The 15062-nt window shown below is 37.3% G+C and carries 13 protein-coding genes; all 13 read left to right on the plus strand.

Translation table 11 applies throughout. The annotated features are described in order from the left end of the window. Positions 1-1268: SspB-related isopeptide-forming adhesin (locus tag HT729_RS03445; protein WP_172931664.1), on the plus strand; the 1268-nt coding region annotated here is incomplete at its 5' end. Between the two features lie 11 nt (positions 1269-1279). Beyond that, positions 1280-3769 (plus strand): G5 domain-containing protein, encoded by a 2490-nt coding sequence (locus HT729_RS03450; protein ID WP_172931665.1) that lies wholly within the window; start codon positions 1280-1282, stop codon positions 3767-3769. Positions 3770-3856: 87 nt separating this feature from the next. Further along, positions 3857-4279: a hypothetical protein gene (locus HT729_RS03455; RefSeq protein WP_172931666.1), complete on the plus strand. Its 423-nt coding sequence runs from the start codon at positions 3857-3859 to the stop codon at positions 4277-4279. An 80-nt stretch (positions 4280-4359) separates the two neighbouring features. Continuing rightward, on the plus strand, positions 4360-4587 hold the full coding sequence (locus HT729_RS03460) for a hypothetical protein (protein ID WP_050971565.1): 228 nt from the start codon (positions 4360-4362) through the stop codon (positions 4585-4587). Between the two features lie 9 nt (positions 4588-4596). After that, positions 4597-5346 carry a conjugal transfer protein TrbL gene (locus tag HT729_RS03465; protein WP_172931667.1) on the plus strand — a complete coding sequence of 250 codons (750 nt, stop codon included), beginning with the start codon at positions 4597-4599 and terminating at the stop codon, positions 5344-5346. 56 nt (positions 5347-5402) lie between these two features. After that, positions 5403-5777 carry a hypothetical protein gene (locus tag HT729_RS03470; protein ID WP_033680424.1) on the plus strand — a complete coding sequence of 125 codons (375 nt, stop codon included), beginning with the start codon at positions 5403-5405 and terminating at the stop codon, positions 5775-5777. Continuing rightward, positions 5719-8082 (plus strand): DUF87 domain-containing protein, encoded by a 2364-nt coding sequence (locus HT729_RS03475; protein ID WP_172931668.1) that lies wholly within the window; start codon positions 5719-5721, stop codon positions 8080-8082. The genes HT729_RS03470 and HT729_RS03475 overlap by 59 nt, the downstream gene beginning before the upstream one ends. Positions 8083-8092: 10 nt before the next feature. After that, positions 8093-10840: a phage tail tip lysozyme gene (locus HT729_RS03480; RefSeq protein WP_172926296.1), complete on the plus strand. Its 2748-nt coding sequence runs from the start codon at positions 8093-8095 to the stop codon at positions 10838-10840. Positions 10841-10852: 12 nt separating this feature from the next. Beyond that, a complete protein-coding gene (locus HT729_RS03485) occupies positions 10853-11533 on the plus strand; it encodes a hypothetical protein (RefSeq protein WP_050223049.1) in 681 nt (226 codons plus the stop codon). Positions 11534-11543: 10 nt separating this feature from the next. After that, a complete protein-coding gene (locus HT729_RS03490) occupies positions 11544-11783 on the plus strand; it encodes a hypothetical protein (protein ID WP_172931669.1) in 240 nt (79 codons plus the stop codon). Further along, positions 11776-12663 (plus strand): hypothetical protein, encoded by an 888-nt coding sequence (locus HT729_RS03495; protein WP_050223048.1) that lies wholly within the window; start codon positions 11776-11778, stop codon positions 12661-12663. Before HT729_RS03490 ends, HT729_RS03495 begins: the two co-directional genes overlap by 8 nt. 1 nt (position 12664) lies before the next feature. Then, positions 12665-13213 (plus strand): DUF3801 domain-containing protein, encoded by a 549-nt coding sequence (locus HT729_RS03500; protein ID WP_079253007.1) that lies wholly within the window; start codon positions 12665-12667, stop codon positions 13211-13213. After that, positions 13210-15045: a type IV secretory system conjugative DNA transfer family protein gene (locus HT729_RS03505; protein WP_172931670.1), complete on the plus strand. Its 1836-nt coding sequence runs from the start codon at positions 13210-13212 to the stop codon at positions 15043-15045. Before HT729_RS03500 ends, HT729_RS03505 begins: the two co-directional genes overlap by 4 nt. The last annotated feature ends 17 nt before the right edge of the window (positions 15046-15062 follow it).

Genomic DNA, 15062 nt, shown 5'->3' on the forward strand with positions numbered 1-15062 from the left:
TGGGTCAAACAGGTGGTAAGTATGAGAATACAGCCTATCAGCTTGATTTTGGTTCGGCTTATGTAACTGAAACTGTAGTCAATAATGTTCCTACTGCGAAACCAACCAAGAAGAATCTGAATAAAGCAGGCGTGAATATCGATGGGAAACAGGTCTTGGCAGGCTCTGTCAACTACTACACGGTAACGGCAGATTATAGTCAATACAAGGGTATTGAAGCAGATAAAGACAGTATTGGCAAAGGGTTCTATATCGTTGATGATTACCCAGAAGAAGCTGTTACCATCAATCAAGATGGTGTTCAAGTGACTGATTCTAAAGGTCAAGTAGTTAAAGGTTTGAAAATGGCTCTTTATGAGAGTCTGGATAAGGCACCATCAGGTGTCCAAGAAGCCTTGAAGTCCAGCAATTTCACTCCGAAAGGAGCGATTCAAGTATTTGAGGCAGAGAATCCAGAGGAGTTCTACAAGACCTACGTGCAAGCTGGAGAAGTTCTGACCATTACTAATCCAATGACTGTTAAGAAGGAATTGGGTCAAACAGGTGGTAAGTACGAGAATACAGCTTATCAAATTGATTTTGGTATGGCTTATGTAACTGAAACTGTAGTCAATAATGTTCCGAAGATTGAACCAAAGAAAGATGTAGTGATTGACCATTTAAGTAAAGAAAGTTTAGATGGAAAAGAGCTTAAGTTGAATCAAACATTTAATTATAAATTAGTTGGTTCCCTGATACCAAAGGATCGCTCGGAGCAGTTGTTTGAGTACCAGTTTAGCGATGATTATGATGAAACACATGATGAGTATCAAGGTGTTTATCAAGTGTTTGCGACTGTAGATTTTGAAACAAGTGATGGCCAAAAATTTAAAGCTGGTGATGAATTAACTAAGTTCACAAGTCAAGTAGTAGACAAGGCTAAAGGTAAAGTAGATATTAGCTTTGATGATGCTTTCTTGAAGTCGATTTTGGGAACATTAGAGTTTCAAGCAGAAGTATATCTACAAATGACACGTATTCAGTCAGGAACAGTAGAAAATACTTACTCTCATACAGTTAATGGTGTGGAAGTTGTTTCCAATACGGTTGTGACTCATACTCCAGAAGAAGTAAAACCAGAACAACCAAAGAAAGAAGAACCAAAAGAAGAAGTTTCAAAAGCGGAATTGCCTAATACTGGTATGAGTAGTTCTAACAATTTAGCTCTTCTTGGAATGGCTATGGGAACAATCGCTTTAGCTTTATCTATGCGAAAGAAAAAAGAATAGGTTAAAAATTTATGAAAAAATGGAAACAGCGTTGTAGTGTAATCTTAGGACTAGCAGTTCTAGGATTTGCGAATTTAGTTGAAGTTGTTACACCGTTTGTAGAACCTACAAGTGTTTATGCACAGGAGAATAGTAACGTAAATGGTAATACCCTAACTTTTACGGCTAAGTCTAGAGAAGAAATCATTCATACAACAGAGAAGAAAATAAAGCCTATGGATTTATTGGTGGTGTTAGATTTTTCAAGTTCTAATACAAATAATATCACTAAAATATTTTCAGATTTGAAATCGTTGGCCTCTACATTGACTGACAAAGATCAAATCTGGTTGTTTAGTTATTATATAAATTCATCAAACTCTTATACAGCTGACAGATATGAAATTACATCTGGTAAGCCGCTGAGTAAGACAGTTCTGATTCGTTTATTAGAAGAAGCATCTTCCATATCTTCGTTGAAAGATTTGTTAAAAAAGAATGGCTTTAATGTAAATGATGATAGTTTTGGAAAAGGTTTTTCGGAAATATATAATGAGTATACTGGAAAAAAGAACTCTTATGTTTCGACAATTCAGTTTACTGATGAATGGCAAGATGATGAAGAAATCGATGTTCAATATGCGAACTGGGCAAAAAATCATGCTAAAACATTTTATACAGTTACCTATAATGCCAATGAGGGTAGCCACTCTGTTGAAGCTATGAAGGCGGCAGGTCATAATAATATTTTTATATCTGATGCATCTACGAATGAATTAGAAAGACAAAAAGCCATTAATGCTCAGTTTGCTAAAACAGCTGTTGAGGAAATCAAAGAAGAGAAAGTTTCTGTGAAACAAAAAGGAACAGTCTCTATTAGCCCTGAAGCAGATTTGACATTAACATCAGCAGAGCTAGTTTCTCCTAATGGTCAAAAAACTTTTCTAACTATCACCAATAATACCGTTTCTTGGTCAGGTGATTTGGATAATGGTTCCTATACTGTTAATTATACCTTTACTGGTACACCGTCTGTGGAACGTAGTATTCGCAGTTCTGTAACAGTAGATGGTAAAAAAGTCGATGAAAAAATCAATACTCTCAGACCTGAAAAAATTGCTTTTGAAACCAAATATGAAGAGGATCCATCGCTGGCTGCTGGTCAAGAGAAAGAAAAGCAAGCTGGTAGTGAAGGTTCACAATTGGTTTCTCTAAAAGATGGTAAGGTTATTTCAACTACTATTACAAAACCTAAAGTTGATCGCATTGTTCTTAGAGGAACTAAAGGATCAGACGTTGAGGTGAAAACAGAAGACATCCCTTTTAACACAACTTATACAGAGGATCCTGAGTTAGAAATTGGACAGACCAAAGTTGTAACTGAAGGTGCTGTAGGTCAAAAAGAAATAACAAAGACTTATGTTACTCAATCAGGCAAACGTGTAGGGGAGCCAGCTGTCACAGAGAAAATCCTTAAAAAAGCCGTTGATAAAGTAATTGCAAAAGGTACAAAGGGGCAAGATGTAGATGTTGCAGAGTCTGATATAGCTTTTAAGACGGTTTATACAGAGGATCCTGAGTTAGAGTTTGGACAAGAAAAAATTGTAACTGAAGGTGTTCTAGGAGTTAAAAGAACTACTAAAACCTATGTAACTCAAAAAGGAGTTCGAACGAAAGATGAACCATCTATAAAAGAAGAAGTTCTTAAAGAAGCTGTTGATAAAGTAGTGGCTAGAGGAAGCAAATCAGCTGTTGCGACTAAGGAACTAGATTACAAAACAACATATGTTGAGGATAAAGACTCAGAAGCAGGCAAAAAGACAGTTGTTACAAAAGGTAGCAAAGGTCATGAAACAAGCACTGTTACTCATAGCTTTAATTCTGAAACAGGAGAAGTGACTGCAAATGAACCAAAGGTTGAAAAAACTGAATCTGTAGACGAAGTCATTTCTGTGGGGACAAAGCCTGTTGTCACAACTAAAGATTTGGATTATAAAACAAAATATGTTGAGGATAAGGACTCAGAAGCAGGTAAGAAGACAGTTGTTACAAAAGGTAGCAAAGGTCATGAAACAACCACGATTACCTATAGTTTTAATTCTGAAACGGGAGAAGTGACCGCAAATGAACCAAAGGTTGAAAAAACTGAATCTATAGACGAAGTCATTTCAGTAGGGACTAAGCCCAAAGTTGAAATTATGGAAACAGAATTTAAAACTGAAAAACGAGAAAATAAAAATTTAAAGAAAGGTGAAGAAAAAATTATTCAAGCTGGTGTTAAAGGTAGAGAAACAATTACGACAACTTATTATCTTGACCCAGATACAGGAGAGGTAAAAGAAAACAAACCGAGTCTTGAAAAAGTAGATCCTGTAAATGAAATTATCGAAGTAGGAACCCAAGCTGAAAAAGTATTACCTAATACGGGAACTAGTTTATCCAATTTCTTGACTTTGACCGGAATTATTGGAATAGCATTAGGAATCTCTGTAATAATCTATAGGAAATTAAATAAAAAGTAGTAAAATATAATGTAAAAACAATATAAAAATATTGTTAAGGTTGTCGATTTATGCTATAATAACGGTAAATCGTGGAGGAGTAGAGTTATGAAATTAGGGAGTGATTTTTCCTGGTTATGGGTAGCTATCATTAGGATTTTTACAGCTCCCTTTTATATCGTTCTTTGGTGTATTAATGTTGTGAAATCAGCGTTTGGAGTTGTCATACTTTGGATTGTATCTAAATGTTGTGTTGGATTAGTTCTGTTTTTGCCTTTTTGGCTTTTGATTGATATCTTACACTGGATTACTCCTTCGGTAGGAGATGCTTTTTTCCGATGGTACGGAATTCATGTTATGGGTTTTGTTCAACGTGCTTGGATTGATGGCGCAGTTCATGAATTTCCAATACCTGCAGGTGGAACTAATTTTCTTCCCTATCCACATATTGAGATTCCGATTATGATAGTACTTACTCTTCTAGTAGCTACTGTTCGGACGATTTATCGTGAAGAATTTGATGAATTATAAAAATAGTATTGTGTTTGGCACTGCAGAAATCTCTGCAGTGCCTTTTGTTATAAAAAAAGAAATTAAAAGAGGTAAAACAAATGGAAATTCTTACAAAACTTTTTGCTGGTCTAGGCGGTGTTGGAACAATTACAGGTCTTGTTTGGATCTGGAATGGTTCATATGACTTTATCCAAGGAAGAAAGAATAATGATAAGCAAAGACGAGATGAGGGTTCTGATTCTATGACTCATGGTGCATTTCTGGCCCTATCTTCTGCGGGAATTTCAGCCGCAATTATTGCAGCACTAAATCTGATAAAATTTTAGGAGTAGCCTATGAATTTAGATATTAGAGAACTAACTAGTTCTCTTTCCAGTTACAGCTCTGCGACAAACCAAGCTGTAAATATGATGGCTGATGCAGTCAGACCTATTGGGTATATCCTTTTAGGTCTTTTTTTCTGGTTTGAAATGGAATCGTGGTCACAAATGGTCAAGTCCAGAGGTGGAGCGTTAACACAGAAGATTTGGTTAGAGGCCTTGATGAAGTATTTATTTGCCTTAATCATGATCTCTGCTTCATCTCAAATTTGCGATGCCATTCTTGAATTGCTTAATATTATTGTGAAAATAATTGCTCATGTAGTACCTTCACAACTTGATAAATATCAATATGCGCAAGGTGCTGTCAAAGGTTGGTTTGAAAAAAGTATTTTTGGTCTAGTCGGTGGACTAACTGAATTCATAGCTAATATAATACTTGGAATTATTATCTTCCTAAGGTATTTAGACTTGTATATGCTTAAGGCTTTAGCTCCATTATTGGTAGCTTTCTTTATGATGGATTCTTTACGAACTGTCACGATTAACTTCCTGAAATACTTTGCGGCCTCTGCCTTTATCGGAGTTATTCTAATTGTAGTATCTGTTGTATATAATGGTTTAGTCACTACAGATATGTTAAAAGTTGCTGCAGGAACTAGCGGAAGTTGGGGGACAGCCTTTGCGTCAATTGCTAAAGGTGTAATATACATCTTTACACTTGTTGGATCTAGTCGAAAAGCCAAGCAACTTATAGGAGTTTAATCTATGTGTAGAAAAATTAGAATTAATCGATGTTATTTTGTATGAGAGGAAACTAATTGAAAAAAATTGGATCAGAATTTTTAAGAGAATTTGAAAACGAGGACAAGCCAATTCTATTTGGTCTAACTACTAGAATGCTTGTTCTATACGTGTGTTTGATAATAGCTGTCTCAGGGACAATTGCTATATACTTCTTTGGTCTACCTGATTGGTACATCTATCTTTGGGACGCTCTATTTGTCGTTCCTGGAGGAATGTACGGTACAGGCATGACCAAGCGAATGCGGATTAAAGAAAAAATCAATTTCTTTTTCCGAATCCAACAACGAACCTATGAGACAGAATTTGGAAAGGTAGGAATGTATACGAAAGATGAGTTTATTCAAAAGCAAAAGAGAAAAACTAGAAAACGCAGAAAAGAAAAGAATTGAGCGCTTGCGTCGTCAGATGAAACCTACGACGCAAAACACGATCAATTACACACATCTACATGAAGATGGATTGATGCACATTGCTCGTGAGAAATATTCTCGTAGCTTTATGTTGGGGGATGCTTCTTACTCGACAGCTCAACAAGATGAAAAAGAGAGTATCATCGATACAACGATGGACGCTCTAAATTCACTGGATGAGGGCAGTAACTACCAACTCCTAGTCATTAACCGTCGAGTATCGGATAACTCCTTGCAGAATATCTTGTTTGAAGAAACAAATGATGGCTACGATGACTATCGTGAAGAATTGAACGAGATGATCAAGGAGCGATTTACGACACATGCTAACAACTTCGAGGTACATAAGTATGTGACCATTTCAACGAACGCTGATGATCGAAAACAGGCGCAGTTGATCCTACAAGATATTGGAGTTTCCCTAGGGACTCAGTTCCAGGAATCTGATATTACTTTTAGGGATATGAATGGTTTGGATCGCCTAAAAGTCTTTTCTGAGCTACTACGAGGTAATCCATATGTCAATTTTGATTATAAAGAAATTGCTTTGACAGGTTTATCTACTAAATCATTTATTGCGCCAAACAGGATTGAATTTCAAGAAAAACGCATGATTATAGATGATAGTTGGGTCAAGGTACTTTATGCGCACCGCTATCCAAACTGGATGTCTGATCGGCTCATTCGGGATTTAACAACACTAGGATTTGAACTAGCTATTACTATCCATGCAGAACCTTATGAGAATGTTGAAATCTTAGAAAAGATTAACGATGCAGAAATGGATGCTGAAATTGGGAAACTTCGTTCTAAACGTAAGGCCGCTCAATCTGGTATCTTTGATGATGCGGTTGTGGCTGGTCGTGACCAAGAAATCTCAGAAGCTACCAAGAAGTGGCGAGACGAGATTACTGAGTATGATCAGAAAATCTTTTCTGGTTTGATTGCAGTGTATTTTAAGGCAGAGAGCCAAGAGGAACTACAACGTAACGAACAGAAGATTAAGCGTGCTGGCCGTAAATTAGGGGTAGAGTTTGAAGATCTTTATTATTATCAAGAAGAGGCTTTGAATACGATTTTACCTATCGGGGAGTGCTTCTTGAATGTGAAGAAGAATTTTATGAGAAAGATGACGACAGCTAATATTGCTACGCAAGTTCCTTTTACCAACGTGGACTTAAAGTCTGAAAGCTTACTCGCTCGCTACTATGGTCAAAATCAGTTATCAAACAATATCATTACACTAGATCGAAAACGTGATTTGAACACGGGTTCAGGAGTTGTGTTAGGTTCTTCAGGATCTGGTAAATCTACAACAATAAAGGGTGGAGAAGTTATTCCAACTTTACTGAAATATCCAGAAGACCGAGTTATCATCGTGGATCCCGAAGATGAATATTCTGATATTGGCCGTGCTTTCGGTGCTCAGATGGTGGATATTTCGATTGGTTCTAAAACACATATCAATCTTTTGGATCTACCAGATCTGGATCGTTTGGATGATGAGGATGACGATCCAATAGGGGATAAAGCAAACTTGTTGATGGGATTGTTTGAATCGATTCTGTCAGAGGTGACAGATGCACAGATTGGGATTATTGACCGAGTGACAGGTGTGACTTATGAACGCTATTTAACAGATCATTATACTCCAACTTTAAAAGAGTGGCACCAGGTCTTGAAAGAACAACCTGAACCCGAAGCACAAGACTTAGCTTTAGCGGTAGAAACCTATACAACTGGTTCTCAGGACATTTTTGCTCACAATACCAACGTGGATCTCAATCATCGCTTTGTTATCTTTAATCTGAAGAAGTTGTCTCATAAGTTGAAGCCGTTTGCTTTAATGGTTATTCAGGATTATATCTGGAATCAAATTGTAGAGAATCAAGGGAAATGTACTACATGGGTTTACTTTGATGAGATGCAGATTCTATTTAAAAATAAGGCTCAAGCAGACTTCTTTACTACGTTGTATTCACGGATTCGGAAATATGGTGCGATTCCAACAGGAATCACCCAGAACGTAGAAACGCTAGCTGCTGTTGAAGAAGGTCGGAAATTGCTCTCAAATAGTGAGTTTATGATTTTACTCAAACAAAAACCTCAAGATTTGGCTATCCTAAAAGAGATTGTCAATCTGACTGATAAACAGATTCGCTACTTAGCACGGCCAAAAGCTAAAGGTACTGGCTTAATCGTAGCTGGGCCAGTTGTGGTGCCATTTGAAAATCCAATACCAAAGAATACTAAGTTGTATAACTTAGTCGCAACAGACGCTTAGGAGTCTTACTATGGATCAGGAGAAAGGCAGACCAAAAACAATCGGTCATAGGTTAGATCGAAAGCTAGAAAAAGTTCGTAAGAATTACCGAACGGTTCAACAAGATAGCGCAAAACAACTTACGAAGTTACAATCTCAGACCAACTCTAAACGTCAGTTGGTAAAGAAGAGTCGAAGCCAATTTCGAGCTTCTAAGAACAAGCTCAAGAAAATACAAAAAGAGTATAAGAGAATCCAAAAAGAGTACAAGAATATCCAGAAACAAGGAAGAAATCTTGGAAAAGAAGGAAAGGCACTTCGTCCAGAGGAAATTAAAAAGCAGGTCTTCCTTAAGCAGGAATTAGATAAGGCGAAACTGGAGAAAAAAACTTCTAAAAGAACTTTTAAAGCCGCTCAAGAGGCTAATGGTGGTTCACGCAAGAAGAAGTTTCTTCGTGTGGCAAAACAATCTGTAGAACGAGTTGCTAATCAACAGGCTAGCTCTGTTGCGCAACAGGATGATACACTGTCAGATATAGCACGAACTAAATATCGGTATCAGGATATTCAGATTCAAGGGAAACGAATCAAAACGATTGGGAAGTATAGCGGTAAACTTGGCCAAGGAATGGTTAAATCGAGCTATAGCCTTGGAAATAGAGCCTACAATAAGGCTAAGGGTAGAGGTTTCACTCGAACTCCAAGAGAATTTTCTTGGGAAGGAAAACTCTCTCGTCGTATTCAGGATTATAAGAAACGCTTGGCTGCTTCTAAAACAGGGAAAGTGGCTAAGAAAGCGAGGAAGTTTTACCGTGTAGGTTCTAAACCGCTTCAAGCTATTATCAACAATCCATTTAGCTTAAAGGCTTATCTGATTGCTTTTGGTCTGCTTTTGTTTCTGGCTATACTTGGTATCGGTAGTTCAGGAATTACCCGTCAAGATGAATTTGATTTGAATGATACTTGGTTGTATCTTTCAAAATTAGATCGTGAAAAATCGAATGACAAGGTAGATTATTGGACAAAAATTGACGATCCGCTTTTGTACTTGAATTATAAGTATGATGATATTTCAGATAAGCTTCGTATAGACGGGAATAAGTATTTTTCACAACAGAATCGTGGAAAACTTTACTTAGATACCTTATGGAAGAATTTGAGTGGGGATAAAGACAATCTTAAAACGATGGAAGAGCTTTATACCAAAAATAATCTCTATAAGCTTGACAAGGACGAGTTAGAGGAGTATAAACAACTCTTAGAAATTGCTAGAGATAGTGGAAAATATATGTTGCTTCAAGAACTAGATAATCCATTTTATACAGAAGAACAACCTGAATCACAAGCACCTCTTCAGATTATTGAGCGTTTTGGATATAAATCGAAGACGGAAGTTTTTAATGGCTCTGTTTTGCAGGCTTCAGGAGGTCAGTCTCTGTTAGCTGTTTTAGATGGGAAAGTTGAAGTTAAGGGGAGTGACATAGAAATTAGTGATCAGGATTCTAAGTTTCTGTATAAGAATGTAGATACGATTCGCTATAAAACAGGTGATCATGTTAAATCTGGAGAGATCATCGGAAAGGTAGCACCTGAAGGGAATCAAACTGTTTATTATCAAAAGCTAGAACCTGATCGATCAAACAAGAAAGATAAAGATGGGAATATCAAGAAGAGCTGGACTTATGTCAATGTCGGTTTTTACTTCCAGCGTGTAGAATATACCCAAGCAACGTCTGTTGTCAGTAATATTGAAACATCTGGAGATAAAGGAAGACGTGCAAGAGCTTTTGCGGATACAATCAAAAAAAATATACCAGAAGCAATAGATGAAGGAATCGCAGCCGTTTTGGGAGGATTTGATATTGAGAGTTCCATTACCTTTAAACGCTATGAAACAGACTTTCTAACCAATAATCAGTTCGATAAAGTTGCTAAAGAACCAACTGCAGAAAATCTAGTTGGTAATTGGGGAGCCTTTCAAGCTATGTACCCTACCTTGCCTCTAAATGAAAGAGGTTATCTAGTCAACGGTTTGCACTATATCGGGATTGGGATTGGTCAATTTACTGGTCCTCGTGCTCTTGCATTGTGGAATTTTGCAAAATCTGTGGATGGAGATATTTGGTCTGCGGAAGTCCAAACAAAATTTCTTCTGGAGGAAGATGATCCAACTAGGCGTGCAGCATTCAGAAGAATTGTAACGTCTACTGGATCCGTAGAAGCTCTTGCGGAGGACTTCTTGAATGCTTGGTTAGGAGTTCCAGGAAACAAACTCTTAGAAAGGCAATCTGCAGCCCGTCAATGGCTAAATTTCTTAAAAAATAAAGGAGGAGGTTCAACAGGTGTTTCTAGCAAGCAAGTTCCAGCAGAATATAAAGATAAGCTACCTTATGGACTACCTACCGATCAAGCACTTTTAGAAGGACAAGGCTATTCAGGTAACGCTTATGCACTAGGGAATTGTACTTGGTATGTCTATAATCGCTTTGCTCAAATTGGAGTTGGCATTCATCCCTATCTAGGCAATGCCAATCAGTGGGTTGATAGTGGTCAAGCGCAAGGATATGACATTTCAACGACTCCTAAACCAGGTTCTGCAGCTGTATTCATGAATGGTGTAGCTGGGGCATCGCCAATCTATGGTCACGTTGCTTTTTGTGAGTACGTTAATAGCGATGGTAGTTTCTTGGTTTCAGAAATGAACTTTGGTGGTTTATATGTGTCGAGTTGGCGTACTTTGAAACCACAATCAGGTATCTATTTTGTTACCCCTAAATAAGAAAGGAAAAGAATGTATAATCAAAAATTAATCAAAATGGTAAAGGGATTCTTTATGGGATTCATTGCTGTTTTATGTATTGTATTGGGTTATTCTATTGCTCAAGTACAACAGAATTTGAGACAGACTAGTCAAAGACAGGAAGAGGTGAGGCAAGATAAAGAAGAGAAACAGCAGGAACAACTTTCTCTTTCTGAGCAACAGGTTGAAGATTTTTTGATTGCTTACTATACGAAGAAGGATTTAGAAGAGAATCGCCCACGTTATAAGCCTTTTATGACAGATTCCATGTATCAGGAAACTATTCAAGAAGAACAGAAACCAGTTAATCAGACCTATAAGGGGTATGTGGTTGACCAAGCTTTTGAATCAGGATCTATCTACATTGATAAACAACATAAAATTGCTTTAGCTCAGGTTCAATATACTAGTACCACCCTAACAGAGAAAGATAATAGGGCTTCTAAGGGGCTTACTGGTAGTACTAAGGCTACAATTCGGTTGACCTATGTAGAAAAATCAGGGAAACTATTGATCAATAAAATAGAGCCTATTGTATTGACTGAAGCGAGAGGACAAAGTATAGGAACCTATACAGATACTAGCAGTTCAAGCGCGACTCCAGTTTCCTCTACATCGACGGCAACACCTACATCTTCTGAACCAACAACCGCAACTAGTAGTAACCAATAAGGAGAATGGAATGAATAAAAAAATAGAACAACTTGAAGGTAAGCTTGAGAAAGTGAGGAAAGATAAGAAAAAAGCGCAACGACAAAAAGAAGAAGCAGATCAAAAAATCAAGAATTACATAAATCAAGAAAAAGATTTGGAAGCACAGCTTTTTGTTGCTCTATCAGAAGAAAGTGGCTTATCCTATCAGGAAATGAAGAAACTAATCCTTCCAGCACAATCAAGTAACCAAGGAGTGAACCATGTATAAAATTATTAATCAATTGACTAATCAAGAGGAAACATTTGAGAACCGAGATGATTTATTTTCAAAGTTAGAAATCATAAACGAGAGAATGAAGAGTAATAAAATAAATGGAATCTATCGACTTTATTCTCTCAATTCTGAAGGTGAAATCCTACAAGAAGAAAGTCTTGAAATACCTTTTGTTGGTATCATTGATCAGTTGTTGGAAAATTTTGGTATGAGTGCTGGAAAGAAAAAGAGAGGTTTTCTTCATTTTTTAGAAAAACATAAAGAAAAGAACTCTTCACTAGGCACACCAGGATCTCAACCCCAACCAGAACCAGCTCCTGAACTAGAAGATCTAACGGTAAAGAAAGAGGCGAATTTAGCTCGTCAAAGAATTGCTGAGCTAGTTTCTCAGAAGCCTCAAGATGAGGTTGGAGAGGAAGTACATTTGGAAGATAAAAATACCTATTCTTCCAGTGAATGGACTACAGAAGACTTCAGTAGATTGGATGAAAAAGAGGAAGAACTAGTAGAAGCTTCACAAGATATGCCCACACAAGAAGTAGTTTCTATTGTTGAAAAATCAACGCAGGAAGAGAAAAGCCCTCTTTCTGTTAAAGAAGATAAGGGTAATGTTGAGCCTTTCTTCTCCCTTTCTAATGTGACTTCAGTAAATTTACCTTCAGAGGTTATTGATAGCTTTGAGGCTCAGACGGTTACTTATAAGCAATCTATTAAACATAAAATTCAGTCTAACGAAGAGTTTATTAAGGAAGCAAACGAGGAAATTAATGAGTGCCAAAACAAAATCAATGAGTTGCGACAACAGATTCTTGCCAAAGAGAAACAAGCTAGTCAACTGAAGGATCTTTATTTTAAAATTGAAGAGGTGAGCTAAAATGGAACAAGAACAAGTGGTAGCCCAATTAGGACGGGCAACTCTTGTGACAGGAGAAATCATCTTAAAAGGACTCTTTCTGGTGAGCTCTAAGGCAGTTGAAATGTATCAAGCCAGAGGGGAAAATGTCCTCTTTACTGGTGAGACAGACTGGAATAAATTCATGGCAACGGCAGATGCGAAAGAAGTCCAGCAATTACTAAATAATGAAGTCAATCTCGAGGCAGTTCGAAAAGAACTTGGCCAATACGGGATTGGCTTTTCTTTTTATACACACCCTGATGGTAAGACAACTCTTGCTTTCAATGCAAAAGATAAAGGAGTTGTCGAACAAGCCTTTAAGGATGTCCTAGAAGGCATCACAAGAGATCCGAGAGGATTCAATGAGCGGAACCTTAAAAATGGGAAAACGACTTCTTTTGAGGAGAAATTGCAACATTTCAAAGCAGTGGAGCAAAAGAAAATTTCTTCCCTCCAGGTAAACATTCATACGAAGGAGTTTGTTATTCCAGAAAATATCGAACCACAGATTGGAGGAAAAATGAAGTGATTACAGAAAAGAAGAAACGGAGACTTAGACCGTATTTGTTGTTAGGAATTGGTCTATTCTACCTCTTTCATTGGTTCTTTAAACTATGGCTGTTGGCACCAGATACTGATTCAGTAACGGATGTATTTGGATTTGGAAAGCTTAACTGGATGAATGACCATCTAAACGATAAATCTTGGTTTGATTTTCAATTTACTCCAGCTTCTTTATTAATTGGTATGGGCGGATTTTTGATTGCTTTTCTGCTGTATTTGAGAGTATCGGATACAGGGATTTACCGTTATGGAGAAGAACATGGATCAGCTCGTTTTGCGACGAGAGAAGAGTTGATGAGATTCCGAGACGAAGAACCTGAAAAAAATATGATTTTTACCCAGAACAGTCAGATGGGACTATTTAATAACCGCTTGAGCTTTGAAAATCAGATTAATAAAAATATTCTGGTGTATGGAGGTACAGGGGATTCAAAGACACGTAGTGCTGTAAAACCGAATATATTACAAGCTAACTCTAGTTTTGTAACTACAGATACTAAAGGGATTTTGATTCATGAAACAGGGAAATCACTTGTAGAAAAAGGCTATAAGATGAAGATTTTTGATTTGATTACTTTCCTGAATTCAGATGGCTTCAACGTTTTTAGATATATTCATAATGAAATGGATATAGACCGAGTGGCAGAGGCAATTACAGAGTCTCTCAACAGAAATGGTCATGAAAGTGATCCTTTTTGGCCTGCAGCTAATAAACTACTCATGCGTTCTCTAATTGGCTATCTTTATTTTGATGGTCAGCTCGATCACTATCTACCTAATTTAGGGCAGGTTACAGATATGATTCGAGAATTGAGACGGAATCATCCAGAAGCGGAAAGTCCGGTTGAATTGATGTTTGAAGATCTGGAGAGAAGGAGACCAGGGAATTATGCCTGCAGGCAGTGGGAGCTATTTAATAAAAACTTTGATGGTCAGACACGAGCTTCTGTTTATGCCATTTTTGCAACAACTTTCTCAGTATTTGATCATGAGCAACTAAGAAAGATTATTGAAAAGGATACACTGGAGATTGAAAAATGGAATATTGAGAAAATAGCAGTTTTTATTCATATTCCAGAAGTGGATCCAGCTTATCAGTTCTTATCTGCCCTTCTTTTTAGTACCATCTTTGATGTGCTAATAAAAACTGCAGATGCAGTTATATTAGGTGAGCATCCAACAAAGATCAAGGAAGACTTATTGCATCTACAGGTGTGGGCAGATGAGTTTGGTCAGATTGGGAAGATTCCTAATTTACCACCAATTATCTCAGTTATTCGTTCTCGAGAGATTTCTATCAAGATGATGGTGCAATCTCAAAGTCAGATTGAAGTGTTATATGGTAAAGAAAATACGAAGACGATTATCAATAACTGTGGTGCTATTCTTTATTTAGGATCCAATGACTTAGACACGCTTAAGTACCTATCTGAGCGATCAGGGAAGCAAACTCTGAATGATCAGAATTATAGTGAGAGCAGAGGAAGAAATGCCAGCAGCTCTAAGCAGAACTCTAAAATTGGTCGAGAACTGTTGACACCGCATGAGGTGGCTACGATTGGAACAACAGAAGCCCTACTCTTCCTATCCAAACAAAATGTTTTTCGAGATCAAAAATTTAACCTGGACACGCATCCAAGAGCTTACCTCTTAAGTAATGGCCCGAATGATGACAACTGGTATCGATACAAGCGCTATCTAAGCGATATTGATGAGTGGAAAGCCCAGGTTGGGGAAGAAAATGTTATTCATATTGGGATTAAGGAAGTTGAGGAAGTTCCTCTCAAAGTGAGTTAGGAAAGAAAGGAAATCTA

This window comes from Streptococcus sp. 79 (assembly GCF_013277425.1).
In the GTDB taxonomy this organism is placed as follows: Bacteria; Bacillota; Bacilli; order Lactobacillales; family Streptococcaceae; genus Streptococcus; species Streptococcus pseudopneumoniae.

Excerpts from the sequence above, each read along its gene's own strand:
- HT729_RS03460 (WP_050971565.1), top strand. The coding sequence starts at position 4,360 with ATGGAAATTCTTACAAAACTTTTTGCTGGTCTAGGCGGTGTTGGAACA.
- HT729_RS03480 (WP_172926296.1), top strand. The coding sequence starts at position 8,093 with ATGGATCAGGAGAAAGGCAGACCAAAAACAATCGGTCATAGGTTAGAT.
- HT729_RS03475 (WP_172931668.1), top strand. The coding sequence starts at position 5,719 with ATGAGTTTATTCAAAAGCAAAAGAGAAAAACTAGAAAACGCAGAAAAG.
- HT729_RS03465 (WP_172931667.1), top strand. The coding sequence starts at position 4,597 with ATGAATTTAGATATTAGAGAACTAACTAGTTCTCTTTCCAGTTACAGC.
- HT729_RS03485 (WP_050223049.1), top strand. The coding sequence starts at position 10,853 with ATGTATAATCAAAAATTAATCAAAATGGTAAAGGGATTCTTTATGGGA.
- HT729_RS03490 (WP_172931669.1), top strand. The coding sequence starts at position 11,544 with ATGAATAAAAAAATAGAACAACTTGAAGGTAAGCTTGAGAAAGTGAGG.
- HT729_RS03495 (WP_050223048.1), top strand. The coding sequence starts at position 11,776 with ATGTATAAAATTATTAATCAATTGACTAATCAAGAGGAAACATTTGAG.
- HT729_RS03450 (WP_172931665.1), top strand. The coding sequence starts at position 1,280 with ATGAAAAAATGGAAACAGCGTTGTAGTGTAATCTTAGGACTAGCAGTT.
- HT729_RS03455 (WP_172931666.1), top strand. The coding sequence starts at position 3,857 with ATGAAATTAGGGAGTGATTTTTCCTGGTTATGGGTAGCTATCATTAGG.
- HT729_RS03500 (WP_079253007.1), top strand. The coding sequence starts at position 12,665 with ATGGAACAAGAACAAGTGGTAGCCCAATTAGGACGGGCAACTCTTGTG.